Here is a 13,809-nt window from a genome sequence, read left to right as displayed (position 1 = left end):
AAGCGATATTATGAAACTATCAGAAATTAAAGAACACTTAAACTATTTAGAGACCATTGCATTTAAATTACCTAATGACGAATTGGTTGCAAGTCATTTTCATGTTACAGAAATAGGTAAAATACACAAACATTTTATTGATTGTGGCGGAACAGTTAGGAAAGAGGATGTTGTTAGTTTTCAGCTTTGGGAAGCCAATGACTATAACCATAGGTTGCACCCTGAAAAGCTTGTTCATATTATTGAATTATCTGAGAAAACACTAAACTTACCAGATTCTGAAATTGAAGTTGAATATCAAGGAGAAACAATAGGCAAATACGGATTGGATTTTGATGGAACTAATTTTTTGTTGACAACAAAAAAAACCGACTGCTTGGCAAAAAGTGCTTGTGGTGTTCCAGTTTCTAAAGCAAAAGTAGCTCTGTCTGATTTAAGTCGTGAAGTTGAGAGTTGTTGCACACCAGATTCAGGTTGCTGTTAATTGAAAGTATGACCTTTACAACCATAAGCAAGGAAAATTACCTCGAAATCACTCAAATATATGAGTATGGTATTAAAACAGGCTCTGCAACTTTTGAAACTAAAATCCCTAATTGGAAAGAATGGGATTCCAAATATTTACCCTTTGCTCGAATAGCTTTAGTAATACAAAACCAAATTGTTGGTTGGGCAGCGTTAAGTGCTGTTTCTAAACGGGAAGTATATTATGGGGTAGCAGAGGTTAGTGTTTATGTTGCAAAACACTTTCAACAAAAAGGTATTGGAACGACGCTTCTAAAAAAGTTAATAGAAGAAAGCGAATTAAATGGAATATGGACACTGCAATCTGCCATATTTAGTAATAATAAGGTTAGCATAAAAATGCACGAGAATTGTGGCTTTCGAACTATAGGTTACAGAGAACGTATAGGGAAATTAAAAGACGTTTGGCATGATAATGTTATTATGGAAAAGCGCAGTAAAATAATTGGAGTATAAAAAGCAAAAAATGATATATCAAAAAATTCAGGACGTTATAGACCATCTAGATTTATCAACAATTCGTCCAAATAGAGAAGATACACACAATCGGCTCATTACGTATATTCAAAATAAGACTGACAAAAAAGAGGATATCAATCTTAATTTTATATGCACCCACAATTCAAGGCGAAGTCATTTATCACAAATTTGGGCACAAACTATGGCTTCATATTTCAACATTCCAAATGTTAATTGCTATTCGGGAGGAACAGAAGCTACAGCCATGTTTCCAATGACGGCTCAAATATTACAAGACCAAGGCTTTGTTTTTCAAACACTTGCCGAAGGCGAAAACCCAGTTTATGCCATTAAATACAGTTCTAATAGGCAACCAATCATTGGGTTTTCAAAAACATACCATGATGAATTTAATCCATCTTCAGATTTTGTGGCTGTTTTAACCTGTTCTGAAGCTGATGCCGATTGTCCTTTTATTCCAAATGCCGATGTTAGAATACCATTGACTTTTGATGACCCCAAACTATTTGATGGAACTCCCAAGCAAATAGAAAAATACAATGAGCGTAGCTTACAAATAGCAACCGAATTATATGCCGTATTCTCTAAAATTCTGGTAAAATGACACAGCAAAAGAAGTTAGGCTTTTTAAATCAATATTTAACACTTTGGATTTTTTTGGCAATGGCTCTAGGTGTTGCATTAGGTTATTTTATACCGTCAATACCTAACAATATTAATGCTTTAAGCAGTGGTACAACTAATATTCCAATTGCAATTGGCTTAATATTAATGATGTATCCCCCTTTGGCTAAAGTAAATTATGCTCTATTGCCCAAAGTATTTTCAGATGTCAAAACCTTATCTATATCCCTAGTTTTAAATTGGATTATTGGTCCAGTACTTATGTTCGTTTTGGCCATAATATTTTTGCAAGACTATCCAGAATATATGGTTGGATTAATATTAATTGGCTTGGCACGATGTATTGCCATGGTTTTGGTTTGGAACGATTTAGCAGAAGGCAGTAGTGAATATGGAGCTGGTTTGGTAGCTCTAAATAGTATCTTTCAAGTATTTGCCTATAGTTTTTACGCCTGGTTGTTTATAACCGTTTTGCCACCTTACTTTGGGTTTGATGGTGCTATTGTGGATATTTCAATTGCAACTATAGCTGAAAGTGTCGCCATTTATCTAGGTATTCCATTTGTCTTGGGAATATTAAGTAGACTATTATTAGTAAAATGGAAAGGTGAGAAGTGGTATACGGAAACGTTTATACCAACTATTTCTCCAATAACGTTAATTGCCTTATTGTTCACAATAATTGTTATGTTTTCATTAAAAGGAGAGCTAATAGTAGAGATTCCAATGGATGTAGTAATTATAGCTATTCCATTGCTGATTTACTTTACCTTTATGTTTCTTATTGGGTTTTTTGTTAGTAAATCCGTTGGAGCAAGTTATGATAAGAATGCGGCTATTGCCTTTACTGCAGCAGGTAATAACTTTGAATTGGCCATAGCCGTTGCTATAGCCGTTTTTGGTTTGAATTCAGGTCAGGCATTTACAGGAGTAATAGGACCGCTTATAGAAGTTCCCGCTTTAATTTTATTAGTACGTGTTGCTTTTTGGTTGCGTAAAAAGTACTATTAAAAAAAATTAAAGTGTTTTCTCAATAACCAGCTTTTGCCCAATACGCAATGTTGAATTTTCGCGAATGTGGTTACTTTTACACAAGGCTGTTATACTCACATTATTTCGTGCAGATATTCTAGACAGTGTATCACCCTTACGAACAACATAAACCTCGGTTGGCCTTTCTAGATATGCTTCAAGTTCTTCCTCTGTTGTTAACAAATCCAATTTACTTTGTCGTTTACTGTTATGGAGTTCAGGACGTGTCCATTTTTTTGTAACCCATAGTTCAGATGCATTAACATCATTATTATCATCAAATTTTAATAGATACTCTGGATTGATATGAACACCGTTATAGGTCATCTCTAAATGCAAGTGACTTCCACGAGCATTACCCGAACGACCACCTTTACCAAGAAAATCACCAGCCTTTACAGTATCGTTGGCTTTTACGCCATAGCTAGATAAATGCGCATATAAGGTTTCTACACCATTATAATGTCTTACAACAACAGTACGCCCATGTCCAGAACTGTAGTTAGCAAAACGTACAATACCATCAAACATGGCAAAAAGGCTATCGCCAGTTATTAAGTCAATATCAATACCTCTATGTGCACGACCCCAACGCCATCCATAACGCGAAGTAATAACTTTGTTTTTTGAAATGGGTGATACATAAACAGAATCGTTAAAGGCTATCTGTAAAGGAAAGTTAACTTTTTTATTATATTCAATTTTTACGTGTTTGGTATCCCAGTTTTCAGCCGTGATATCAAATACTGAAAATTGATCTTCAGATTGTGCTTCTTGAGAAAATTCTTGATTTTCAATGCCCTCAAAAAGTTCTAATATTTTATCTGCTTTTTTAAACTCTGGGCTACTTTGGGCAAAACTTGTTAGTACTGAACCAACGATAAGTAGGTTAAAAAAAAGTGATTTCATTTGCTATTAATCTTATTCTATATTGATTGATGAATGTATCGATTTTTAAATTTTCAATCGACGAAATTAAAAAAATAAACGATAAAGTGTGTTAATGTATTGTTAGATTATTAAAAATTAACATTATACCATGTTACTTCAAACTTGAATTAGAGCTTTGTTTTAAATTATTTTAGTTATTCATCGAAGATTTTTACAACTCCAATCCTTTTGTCGTAATATTTTTGAGTTTACATGATTTTTTAGGTAGAAACCTATTGAAGTGCTTAATTTTGAACGAATTATAAAAGTAAAGCTCCATGAAAAAATTAATCCTTCTTTTCGTCTGTTTATTTGTTTCAATAGTTTTTCATAAGTTGAGCGCACAAGATGCAGCTTCTAATGTTTTAGAAGAAGTTCCTTTTGATTATTTACATAGAAGTCCTATTTACGATTACAATCCCAATACATTAAGTAATGTAGATACCATACCAACTTATGAATTGCAGGAAAGCAAGCTTAAGATAACCGGAACTATTTATAAGAGTGATGGTGTTACACCAGCAAAAGATGTTATCTTATTTATTTGGCATCAAGACCAAGATGGTTATTTTGATATGAAAACCAAAGACGATAAACGTTATGTGTACAATAGAGGTTGGATTAAAACCGATGCAGATGGCCAGTATACCTTTTACACTTTTGTGCCAGGCTCTTATCCTCATAGTCGAGAAAAACGTATAATTCATGCAGAAATTAAAGAAGCCGGAAAACCTGAATACGCTTTAAATGCATGGTTATTTGATGACGATCCATTTTTAACAAAAGCATGTCGCAAAAAATTAAGCAAAAAAGGCATAAATAACATTCTTAAAACACCCAAAAAAGGAGATATTTATGTAGCTGAATACAATATTGTTTTACCAAATTTTACTTCAGAAAGTAAATAAGTTTTAGTTGTAGTTTTTTTTAAAGGGTTGATTATTAATTAAATATAATCAACCCTTTTTGCATTTCAAATTAAAAAAACCTAACTTATGTCATGTTTTATGGTCTGGACAATTAATACCTTTAATACCATAAAACCTACACACCAATTTTCTTAATTAAAACATACAACTTATGAAAGTATTTGACGATAAACACATCAAAAATGTGGCCTTCGTAGGTACACACCGCTCTGGGAAAACAACCTTATCTGAAACCATGCTCTTTGAGGCTGGCCTAATAAACAGAAGAGGTACTGTAGAGCAGCAAAACACAGTTTCCGATTACCATGAATTTGAGCACCAACGCGGTGCTTCTATTTTTGCTACCCCTTTGCATACTGAATGGCGCAACTATAAAATCAACATTATCGACACACCAGGTCTAGATGATTTTATTGGAGAAATTATGTCTTCCATTCGTGTGGCAGATACCATTGTTACAGTTATTAATGCAAAGCATGGTGCAGACATTGGTACAGAAATAATTTGGAACTATGTAGATCGCTACCACAAACCCACATTATTTGTTATTAATAAAATTGATAGCGAAAAAGCTGATTACGATATGAGCGTGAATAGTTTAAAGGAACTCGTGGGAAATAACGCTGTGCTCATTCAATACCCAATTAAGATAGATGGCGCACAATGCATTATTGATGTTCTTAAAATGAAGTGCTACAAGTTTAAACCTGAAGGAGGGAAGCCTGAAAAATTGGCAATACCTGATGATCAATTGGAATACGCCAATAAATTGCATAATGAATTGGTTGAAAAAGCAGCCGAAAATGATGAAGAGCTTATGGAGTTGTATTTTGATAAAGGCACACTTAATGAAGATGAACTTCGAAAAGGCATTAAATTAGGAATGCTTAACCATGATGTTTTTCCTGTATTTTGTGTTTCAGCCTTAAACGATATGGGAACTGGACGTTTAATGGGCTTTATAGATAATGTAGCGCCAGCTGCAGCCGATTTAAAACCCGAGCAAACACTTGATGGAAAAATATTAAACCCTACAAAAGATGCTGAAACAGCATTGTTTGTTTTTAAAACCGTTTACCAACCTAATTTAGGTCAGATTACATTTTTTAAAGTCATGTCTGGCGAAGTAAGCGTTAACGATAAGCTGTATAATGCTCGTACAGGCGATTTAGAAACGCTCAATCAATTATATATTATGGATGGCAAACAAAAACATGCCGTTCAAAAGCTAACCGTTGGAGATATTGGTGCAACTACCAAATTAAAGTTCACCAACACAAATGATACGTTAGCCCAATCTGAAAGTGCTGGTATTATCAGACCAATTAAATTTCCACAACCACGTTTGGTGAAAGCTGTTTTTGCAGAAAGTACAACTGAAGAAGAGAAATTAAGTGATGCCTTAAAACGTATTCATAGTCAGGATTTAACAGTAGATGTTAAGTACAATAAGGAAACACACCAAACTTTAGTGGGTACACAAGGTGAATTGCATTTAGCGACTTTGGTCTGGATTTTAGAAAACATTTACGATGTAAAAGCCCGATTCGAAACCCCAAAAATTTCTTACAGAGAAACTATTCAGCGTAGTGCCACAGCCAACTATAGACACAAAAAACAAAGTGGTGGTTCTGGTCAATTTGGTCAGGTTCATTTAAAGATAGATCCGTTTTATGAAGGCATGCCAGACCCTGAAGGGTTTTCATTGCGCGGTAAAGAAGAAGTAAACTTGCCTTGGGGTGGAAAGCTTGTGTTTTACAACTGTATAGTTGGTGGTGTTATAGACCAACGTTATTTACCGTCTATCATGAAAGGTATATTAGAGGTTATGGAATCAGGACCATTGACCGATTCATTTATCAGAGATGTTCGCGTTATGGTTTACGATGGTAAGATGCATCCAGTAGACTCAAATGATATATCGTTTAAAATAGCCGGTTCTCATGCCTTTAGAGAAGCCTTTTTAAACGCCAAGCCAAAATTATTGGAGCCTATTGAAAGAATGATTTTACGTGTTCCTGAAGACATGATTGGTAACGTAATGACAGAACTGCAAAGTAGACGCGCCATTATTCAGGGCATAGAATCTGAAGCACATTACCAACAGTTAAAATGTAATATTCCTAGCGCTGAATTAACCGATTTCTCATCGCAATTACGTTCCCTAACACAAGGTAGAGCGACTTATACATCTGAATTTGAAAACTATGGCGCTGTGCCTGTTCATGTTCAAAAAGAAATAGTAAAACAAGAAGTAATAACCTCATAAAACAAAATTATCATGCAAGAAAAAATAATGTATTTAAGCGATTTGAAGTTTAACATTGAAACTTGGAGACGTGAGTTAAGATTTCATTTTACCGAAATGGATACTTTTCAAGAAAAATTAGAGGAAGTAGTACAATATAAGCAAGATCCTATTGCGCTTAAGAAATTAGAAGTTTTTCAAAATCGCATTATGATTGAAAAAGATGCCATATCAAAATTGTTGCATCGTTGTCGTAACAAGATGGTCGCCATAAATAATGCTGATATTGGCGAAACTATTGATGGTCGCTTATCTAATGAGCAACGCCCATTGCGGGAAGACATGCGTACATACATAAAGTTGCATTACGATTTAAAGGAAGAAATGATGGACTTCTTTAGAGAAGTACTCTAATCATAACTTTTCACTATAAAAAAACCACCTAGTTCAAGGTGGTTTTTTTATAGCTATTATTTGTTCTGCAATTTTTTAAGCATGGCTTTAGCATTATGATTGTTCGGGTTAAGTTCTAAAGATTTCTTATAGTTTTTAATAGCATCGTCATTACGCCCTAAAACCATTAAAGCTTCCGCATAACTGTCATAAGGGTTGTCTTTGTCTGGAAAAACATCTATACTCAATTTAAATATATCAGCCGCATATTGTGCATTTCCTGCTTGTAAATATTTATAGCCTGCTACAATAAGCTCTTGTTCGCTTATATAATAATCCGGGTGGTCTTGATGCGTTTTGTAATATGAAATCCCAGCGTCAATACCATCTTTATCAATAGTTTGAGACATAAACTTGGCCAAAGGTATTTTAGGAAAATCATAAGTTTCATCATACAAAGCACCTGTAATAGCAGTGGTCATACTATTTAAAAAAGCACGTCGTGTATTATTTAAAAATATAATTGTGGAGTTACTAGACGGAATTGTAGTGAATAATGCACAAAAACCATCAATTGCTCCACTGTGTCCGTAAGTCTCTATCATTTTTCCAGAGTTACCTATGGGCTTTTCCATGATTTCCAAACCATATCCATAATAGCCACTATACCCAGGATCTTCAATGTGTTTTTTCTGCATCAAATCGCGATAGGTTTTAGATAGTATTTCATCGTTATTTAGGGCTTGATTAAAAATAAAAAGGTCTTCAACGGTTGAGTAAATGCCTCCTGAAGCATAAGCTAATAAGTTGTAATTACGCTCAATATTAAAATAATCACCAAAACCCTTATAGTAACCCGATGCCATGTGCTTTATTATGGCCCTGTTATTAAATAACCCAGAATTTTTCATGCCAAGAGGATTGAAAATTCTATCTTGTAGAGCATCTTCATAGGCCATGCCTGTTAGGGTTTCTATTAAATAGCCCAAAAGGTTATAACCCGAGTTACTATATTTAAACGTTTCACCAGGAGCAAACTCTAAAGGCATAGCTGCAATATCTTCCATCATAACTTTTGGGTTATTGCCTTTCTGTGTGCTTATAAAACTTCTAGACAAACCAGATGAATGGGTAAGAAGGTGCTGCACAGTTATACTATCGCCAATTTTATTAGGATATGACGGTAAATAGGTCGTTATAGGCTCATGCAAATCAATCTTGCCTTCAGAAGCCAACTGTAAAATTAAGAACGCTGTAAAAGGCTTGGTAACCGATGCAATTTGAAACTTGGTATCAACAGTATTAGGAATATCCCATTCCTTGTTGGCAGAACCATAACCTTTTTTTAAAATAACCTCTCCCTCATGAGCTACAAGAACAGATCCATTAAAGCCTTCATAATCGGCATAAAGGCTTATTAGGGAATCTATTTTATGGGCTTTATCATTAGTAGGTGTTGTACTATTTGCTTCTTGGCTACAGGACGAACCTATGACAAAAAGATGTAATGTAATAAGCAGTATTGCAAGTCTCTTCATGGTAATCTTCAGTTTTTCTAGGGTTGATTTAGGAACTAACATTCAAAAAATTCAAATTGTAAAACACCATTAACTTGTTTAATAATAAAGGGAACTTTTTCTAATGTACAAGCAGGCTCGATAGTAAACTGAATAAAACCTATAACTTCAAAGTCATCACTGCTATTTAGCCGTATCTGTTGAGTGTATGTTGTATTTTTCCTTACCCAGTTAACGGGACCATTAACAAAAGGGTGCAAATCAATTTCTTCAACAGAGCGTGGCGACTCAATAAGATTACCTACTAAATTAAAATCTGAATTTTTATCAATTATCATAGTGAATTTTCCTTTAAAGTCTCTTGTTGCGTTTGGCGATACAAAATGGCCATCATTTTTCAACCGCATATCAATTGTTAAGTCATGTAAAGCATTACCATGTGAATAGGCACTAAATTTTACGGCATACAAGTCCTTTTCTATATCAGGTTTATTAAAAACAGAATACAAAAGCGGATTGTTTTCAGCGTTAATAGCATCAGTGTGGTTAATAGCTAGTGCGAGTTCTCCAGGTTTTTCGGTTTTGGTAGTACAGCTAGTTATCAGTACAATTCCAAGAATAACAAGATATTTGTTCATAATATTAGTATTTTAGATTCATTCGTAAAACTAGGCCTAACAAGTGTTTAAAGTGTCAAAAAAATGTAAAAGAACTGTCAATAGGTGTAAAAAGTCCTATAATTGTCTGTAATTTACCACTATTATGAGTAAAAAAGGCATTTATATTGGTATAGGTTTGATTATCATTGTTTTATCTGTGTACAATTTGTCAAGTACAAAAACAAATCCTATAACATTCGCCGAAAAGGCAAAATTGGCATTACGAGATGCAGGTAATCAATTATTACTAAACCTTAAAGATTCAACATCTGTAATTCTACCCATTAAAAAGCTAGAACCCTTAAAATACGAACTCTCGTTTGAAAAGCCTTTGGCTATTGAACCAGATAGTTTAGTGAATATCATGTCGAGAAGCATCAAAAAAGTTAATCTCCCTGATAAATACCTAACTGAAGTTTTACAATGTTCCGATAGGGAAGTGGCATACAGTTTCGATATGAAAAAGAATGTAGATACTGATATTATACCTTGCAGGACTCGAGATCTACCAAAAAGCTGCTATACCATAACCGTTCGTTTTACAGGCACCACACAAGAACTAAACAATTACACGATATGGTGGTATATTTTGTTGATTTCAGGATTTGTACTAATAGCCTTAGGCTTTATTAAAGGAAAGTACAATAAAACCCAAATCAATGAAGATAATGACCATGTAACAATTGGAAGCTTTCATTTTTATCCAGAACAAAACAAATTGGTAAAACAAGCTACAGAAATCAGTCTTTCTAAAAAAGAGTGCGAGATACTGGCTATGTTTGTAGAGCGACCTAACGAAATTATTAAGCGTGATGAGCTTACAAAAGCCGTTTGGGAAGATAATGGTGTAATTGTTGGTCGCAGTTTGGATACCTATATTTCAAAATTGCGTAAAAAGCTTCAAGATGATAAAAGCATTAAATTAACTAATGTACATGGTGTAGGCTATAAATTAGAAATCGATTAAGCATTTAGGTTCTAAAATTGTTTGTACTTTAGTGTTTATGAAAAGATGGTTATTTAGTATTGTTTTTGTAAGTTATCAATTGGTATCAGCTCAAACGCAAACCAAACAATTTAATATTCTTCATGATGGTAAATCGTTGGGTACTTTAAAAGCCACCAAAACCACTGATGGTGATATTACAACTTACGCAAGCCACACTAAAATTCAATATCATTTAATTGTTCCCATAGAGATAATTTACGATTACCAGGTGTCATTTAATAATAAAGAGCTTCGTGAAGCTAAAGCGAATATTATGGTAAAGGGTAACGAAAAAACCAATACTAAAACCCTAATAACCAATAAAGGCTACAATTTTTATTCTGATGGCCAATTACAAAAAAACATTCCAGAAACCAGTATTAACCATAGTATTGTACAATTACTGTTTGAAGAGCCTATAGGACTTACAAGAATATATTCAGAAGAACACGGTACGTTTCACACCTTGAAAAAAATTAAGGATAGTACCTATTTAAAAACTACCAACAGTGGTCATAAAAGTACCTATCACTATCAAAATGGCGTACTGCAACGTACCGAAACAGATGCAGGTATTATTAAGTTTTCCATTGTTAGCCCAACAAACTAAAATATTCACTACCTTTAGTTTCCTCATTTCATAAACGACCTATATAGCGTTATTTGAATATAAATTCTAATCATAAAAACATTAATATCATGTCAGTAAAAAACGTAAAGGCCTTTGGTGCTGATTCTCCTGAAGCCGATTTAAAACAAATGCAAATAGACCGTCGTACCGTTCTACCAAAGGATGTAGAAATCGATATATTATACTGTGGTGTCTGCCATTCCGATTTACATTTTGCCCGAAACGATTGGGGTATGACCGTGTATCCCGTTGTTCCAGGTCACGAAATTGTTGGGCGCGTTACACAAGTAGGAGGTGAGGTGTCCAAATACAAGGTAGGTGACTTGGTTGCTGTGGGCTGTTTGGTAGATTCCTGTAGAACCTGTAGTAATTGCGAAGCCGATTTAGAGCAATACTGTACTGGTGGTTGGGTTGGCACCTATGGTGGTTACGACAAACATTTAGATACCAACACCCATGGAGGGTATTCTGAAACTATTGTGGTAGACGAAGACTTTGTGTTGCGTGTTCCTGAAAATCTGGATAAAGCCGGTATCGCTCCAGTACTATGTGCTGGCATTACCACGTGGTCACCATTGCGACACTGGAATGTGGGCAAGGGTAGTAAAGTAGCTGTTGTTGGACTAGGCGGTTTAGGTCACATGGCTATTAAATTAGCATCAGCTTTAGGAGCTCATGTCACCTTGTTTTCTCGTTCAACTAATAAAATAGATGATGCCAAGCAACTCGGTGCAAATGAAGTGATTATATCAACCGACCCTGCTGCAATGGAAGCTGCTGCTGGTCGCTTTGATGTGATTTTAGATACCGTACCCTATGCGCATGATTTTAATCCGTATATCAATACCTTAAGCACAAACGGAACTTTAGTGATCCTGGGGTATTTAGGACCTTTAGACCCAGCATTAATTACCGTACCTATGATTATGGGGCGTAAAACCGTAGCGGGTTCTCTAATTGGAGGTATTGCAGAAACCCAGGAACTATTGGATTTCTGCGGCAAGCATAACATTACATCCGATATTGAGGTTATCAATATGCAAGACATCAATACAGCTTATGATCGTATGCTGAAAAGCGACGTTAAGTACCGTTTTGTAATTGATATGAAGTCCTTAAAAGGCTAATGCGCTTATATTTTTAGGCTTAAACTGTAAAAAACCAAAATTCGTTCAGGATTTTTAAGTATTCAGTTGTTATATAGGTATAAACCAAAAATATACAACATGAAAAAGGTACTCTTTATGCTTTTTGCAGTGGCATTTTTTAACTGCTCAACTGATGACAACAACACCCAAATAGAACCTACCATAGACCTTACACAATACAACCCTGATCTCACCATTGTTGAGAATCTGGATAATGGTGTAGCGGTATTGGATATTACTGCAGAAGTGGGCATAGAAGCTCTATATGGCATTGAGTATGGTGGCGGCTATATATTCCATGTTAACGAAACCGATGGTACGCTAATGGTTGCTACCGATTATTCTTCTATTGGTACAAAGTCATGGGGCGATCATTTCGATTTAACCAATAGTGCCGAAATTGGTGCCGGTCGCGACAACACCCAACAAATAGTGGATGGCAACCTAAATGATAACAGCAATGTACCAAACGGACTCGAGTTTGGTAGTGACGATTATGCCTTTAAAATTGTAACCGATTTAGAACATGAGGGCTACACAGATTGGTATGTGCCTAGCAGCGGTTCTATGGAAGCCATTTTTAATAATGTGCATGCACAGGGTATGGGTAATTTTGATGAAGCCCAATTCTATTGGACATCAACTAAAGACGGTTACCAGCCTTATGTTATGAGTTTTAACCCAAGTATGTTTGGTGGTTCGGCATTTTTAGGTACCTGCTTTGCCAGTAATGCGGTGGTAATTGTTAGAAGTTTTTAAATAACAGATTGAAGAAGAAATAGTTACTTAAATAGGGCGCTTAAATAGACAGTTTGAGCGCCTTTTTTTGTGCCTACTATTTACAAACTGCTATATTTGCTACGCAAATAGCCTAACCAATTATCATGAACGAAAACCCACAGCAACCAGAAATCGAAAGCCCTTCAGAAGACATTAAACTCTATTCATCACGAGCTATAAGTGGTGCAACCTTTTTAGCAGGCCCCTTGGCAGGAGGCTATATGGTTAGTGAAAACTTTAAGGCCATAAACAAACCAGCCGAAGGGCGTAACGCATTACTGATTGGTATTTTAGTAACTATTGCCGTGTTTTCAGTTGTATTTTTTGTTCCTCAAGACATATTAGATAAAATACCTAATATTTTAATACCCTTTGCATATACAGCTATTGGAATGGCTTTGGTGGAATGGCAAATGGGCGACCTACTCAAAAATCATAAAGAAGAAAACAAACCCTTTTACTCGGGATGGCGAGCCGCAGGTATTGGGCTCATATCGCTTATAATTACTTTTATAGCCCTGTTTGCTGGTGTCTTTTTATTGGACAATGATGAAGTTTATGAGCAGTATGATGCACAAATGGAGCCATTTTTCAGGAACGAATCGGAAACACTGGGCTTTTACGACCGTATGGATACAGCCACTAGAAACGATCAGCTTTATGAATTAGACTCTAGCACCATTCCCAAATGGGTAGAAAACATAACCATTGCAAAAAAAGCCAACGAGATAGCTAATTTACCACCTGAACTGATAGAACGAAATGCCCTGCTGTTGGATTATGCCGAACTACGTCTAGAAACCTTTAAACTCTTTAGAAAGGCCATTAAGGAAGACACCAATATATACTTTAACAACTTGGACCGATTGCACCAAGAAATAGACGTCGTTATTAACCAAATAAACAGTCTACCTTATTAGTGTAG

At 35.2% G+C, this 13,809-nt stretch carries 15 protein-coding genes; 12 read left to right on the top strand and 3 right to left on the bottom strand.

Annotated elements, in window-relative coordinates; genetic code table 11:
• Positions 1-10: 10 nt before the first annotated feature.
• The 4 genes from K7G76_RS11810 to arsB are packed head-to-tail and all read left to right on the top strand — an operon-like array spanning position 11 to position 2,640.
• Positions 11-484, top strand: coding sequence for a DUF6428 family protein (locus tag K7G76_RS11810; RefSeq protein ID WP_223034430.1), 474 nt, complete (start codon positions 11-13; stop codon positions 482-484).
• 8 nt (positions 485-492) lie between these two features.
• Entirely contained in the window at positions 493-981 is a 489-nt protein-coding gene (locus K7G76_RS11805; protein WP_223034429.1) for a GNAT family N-acetyltransferase, read from the top strand.
• Positions 982-991: 10 nt separating this feature from the next.
• Entirely contained in the window at positions 992-1,609 is a 618-nt protein-coding gene (locus tag K7G76_RS11800) for an arsenate-mycothiol transferase ArsC (RefSeq protein ID WP_223034428.1), read from the top strand.
• Positions 1,606-2,640 carry an ACR3 family arsenite efflux transporter gene (gene arsB, locus K7G76_RS11795; RefSeq protein ID WP_223034427.1) on the top strand — a complete coding sequence of 345 codons (1,035 nt, stop codon included), beginning with the start codon at positions 1,606-1,608 and terminating at the stop codon, positions 2,638-2,640. The genes K7G76_RS11800 and arsB overlap by 4 nt, the downstream gene beginning before the upstream one ends.
• A 6-nt stretch (positions 2,641-2,646) precedes the next feature.
• Here arsB and K7G76_RS11790 read toward each other — a convergent pair whose 3' ends face one another.
• Complete coding sequence (locus K7G76_RS11790; protein ID WP_223034426.1) at positions 2,647-3,570, bottom strand: peptidoglycan DD-metalloendopeptidase family protein; 924 nt, start codon at positions 3,568-3,570, stop codon at positions 2,647-2,649.
• Between the two features lie 299 nt (positions 3,571-3,869).
• Here K7G76_RS11790 and K7G76_RS11785 point away from each other — a divergent pair, with 299 nt between their 5' ends.
• From K7G76_RS11785 to K7G76_RS11775, 3 genes are all read left to right on the top strand, one after another.
• The gene (locus K7G76_RS11785; RefSeq protein ID WP_223034425.1) at positions 3,870-4,499 is read left to right on the top strand and encodes a dioxygenase family protein; all 630 of its coding nucleotides are present in this window, start codon (positions 3,870-3,872) and stop codon (positions 4,497-4,499) included.
• A 172-nt stretch (positions 4,500-4,671) separates the two neighbouring features.
• A complete protein-coding gene (locus K7G76_RS11780) occupies positions 4,672-6,789 on the top strand; it encodes an elongation factor G (protein ID WP_223034424.1) in 2,118 nt (705 codons plus the stop codon).
• Between the two features lie 12 nt (positions 6,790-6,801).
• The gene (locus tag K7G76_RS11775) at positions 6,802-7,182 is read left to right on the top strand and encodes a hypothetical protein (RefSeq protein ID WP_223034423.1); all 381 of its coding nucleotides are present in this window, start codon (positions 6,802-6,804) and stop codon (positions 7,180-7,182) included.
• 56 nt (positions 7,183-7,238) lie between these two features.
• On the opposite strand, the gene K7G76_RS11770 is transcribed toward K7G76_RS11775, so the two are convergent.
• Positions 7,239-8,699 carry a serine hydrolase gene (locus K7G76_RS11770; RefSeq protein WP_223034422.1) on the bottom strand — a complete coding sequence of 487 codons (1,461 nt, stop codon included), beginning with the start codon at positions 8,697-8,699 and terminating at the stop codon, positions 7,239-7,241.
• 35 nt (positions 8,700-8,734) lie between these two features.
• Positions 8,735-9,316: a hypothetical protein gene (locus K7G76_RS11765; RefSeq protein ID WP_223034421.1), complete on the bottom strand. Its 582-nt coding sequence runs from the start codon at positions 9,314-9,316 to the stop codon at positions 8,735-8,737.
• 124 nt (positions 9,317-9,440) lie between these two features.
• On the opposite strand from K7G76_RS11765, the gene K7G76_RS11760 reads away from it, so the two are divergent.
• From K7G76_RS11760 to K7G76_RS11740, 5 genes are all read left to right on the top strand, one after another.
• Entirely contained in the window at positions 9,441-10,304 is an 864-nt protein-coding gene (locus K7G76_RS11760; protein WP_223034420.1) for a winged helix-turn-helix domain-containing protein, read from the top strand.
• A 37-nt stretch (positions 10,305-10,341) separates the two neighbouring features.
• Complete coding sequence (locus tag K7G76_RS11755; protein WP_223034419.1) at positions 10,342-10,935, top strand: DUF6134 family protein; 594 nt, start codon at positions 10,342-10,344, stop codon at positions 10,933-10,935.
• An 89-nt stretch (positions 10,936-11,024) separates the two neighbouring features.
• Positions 11,025-12,083, top strand: a complete 1,059-nt coding sequence (locus K7G76_RS11750) for an NAD(P)-dependent alcohol dehydrogenase (RefSeq protein WP_223034418.1) — start codon at positions 11,025-11,027, stop codon at positions 12,081-12,083.
• 99 nt (positions 12,084-12,182) lie between these two features.
• Positions 12,183-12,863 carry a hypothetical protein gene (locus tag K7G76_RS11745; RefSeq protein WP_223034417.1) on the top strand — a complete coding sequence of 227 codons (681 nt, stop codon included), beginning with the start codon at positions 12,183-12,185 and terminating at the stop codon, positions 12,861-12,863.
• A 125-nt stretch (positions 12,864-12,988) separates the two neighbouring features.
• Complete coding sequence (locus K7G76_RS11740; RefSeq protein ID WP_223034416.1) at positions 12,989-13,804, top strand: hypothetical protein; 816 nt, start codon at positions 12,989-12,991, stop codon at positions 13,802-13,804.
• Positions 13,805-13,809: the final 5 nt, after the last annotated feature.

The organism is Hanstruepera marina (assembly GCF_019880635.1).
Lineage (GTDB): Bacteria > Bacteroidota > Bacteroidia > Flavobacteriales > Flavobacteriaceae > Hanstruepera > Hanstruepera marina.
The sequence above is the reverse complement of the archived record's forward strand: the minus strand, read 5'-3'. Positions and strand labels throughout refer to the sequence as shown.

Bases quoted from the DNA above. Each gene is read 5' to 3' on its own strand.
- K7G76_RS11765 (WP_223034421.1), bottom strand. From the start codon at position 9,316: ATGAACAAATATCTTGTTATTCTTGGAATTGTACTGATAACTAGCTGT.
- K7G76_RS11780 (WP_223034424.1), top strand. From the start codon at position 4,672: ATGAAAGTATTTGACGATAAACACATCAAAAATGTGGCCTTCGTAGGT.
- K7G76_RS11745 (WP_223034417.1), top strand. From the start codon at position 12,183: ATGAAAAAGGTACTCTTTATGCTTTTTGCAGTGGCATTTTTTAACTGC.
- K7G76_RS11755 (WP_223034419.1), top strand. From the start codon at position 10,342: ATGAAAAGATGGTTATTTAGTATTGTTTTTGTAAGTTATCAATTGGTA.
- K7G76_RS11805 (WP_223034429.1), top strand. From the start codon at position 493: ATGACCTTTACAACCATAAGCAAGGAAAATTACCTCGAAATCACTCAA.
- K7G76_RS11775 (WP_223034423.1), top strand. From the start codon at position 6,802: ATGCAAGAAAAAATAATGTATTTAAGCGATTTGAAGTTTAACATTGAA.
- K7G76_RS11810 (WP_223034430.1), top strand. From the start codon at position 11: ATGAAACTATCAGAAATTAAAGAACACTTAAACTATTTAGAGACCATT.
- arsB (WP_223034427.1), top strand. From the start codon at position 1,606: ATGACACAGCAAAAGAAGTTAGGCTTTTTAAATCAATATTTAACACTT.
- K7G76_RS11770 (WP_223034422.1), bottom strand. From the start codon at position 8,699: ATGAAGAGACTTGCAATACTGCTTATTACATTACATCTTTTTGTCATA.
- K7G76_RS11800 (WP_223034428.1), top strand. From the start codon at position 992: ATGATATATCAAAAAATTCAGGACGTTATAGACCATCTAGATTTATCA.
- K7G76_RS11740 (WP_223034416.1), top strand. From the start codon at position 12,989: ATGAACGAAAACCCACAGCAACCAGAAATCGAAAGCCCTTCAGAAGAC.
- K7G76_RS11790 (WP_223034426.1), bottom strand. From the start codon at position 3,570: ATGAAATCACTTTTTTTTAACCTACTTATCGTTGGTTCAGTACTAACA.
- K7G76_RS11750 (WP_223034418.1), top strand. From the start codon at position 11,025: ATGTCAGTAAAAAACGTAAAGGCCTTTGGTGCTGATTCTCCTGAAGCC.
- K7G76_RS11760 (WP_223034420.1), top strand. From the start codon at position 9,441: ATGAGTAAAAAAGGCATTTATATTGGTATAGGTTTGATTATCATTGTT.
- K7G76_RS11785 (WP_223034425.1), top strand. From the start codon at position 3,870: ATGAAAAAATTAATCCTTCTTTTCGTCTGTTTATTTGTTTCAATAGTT.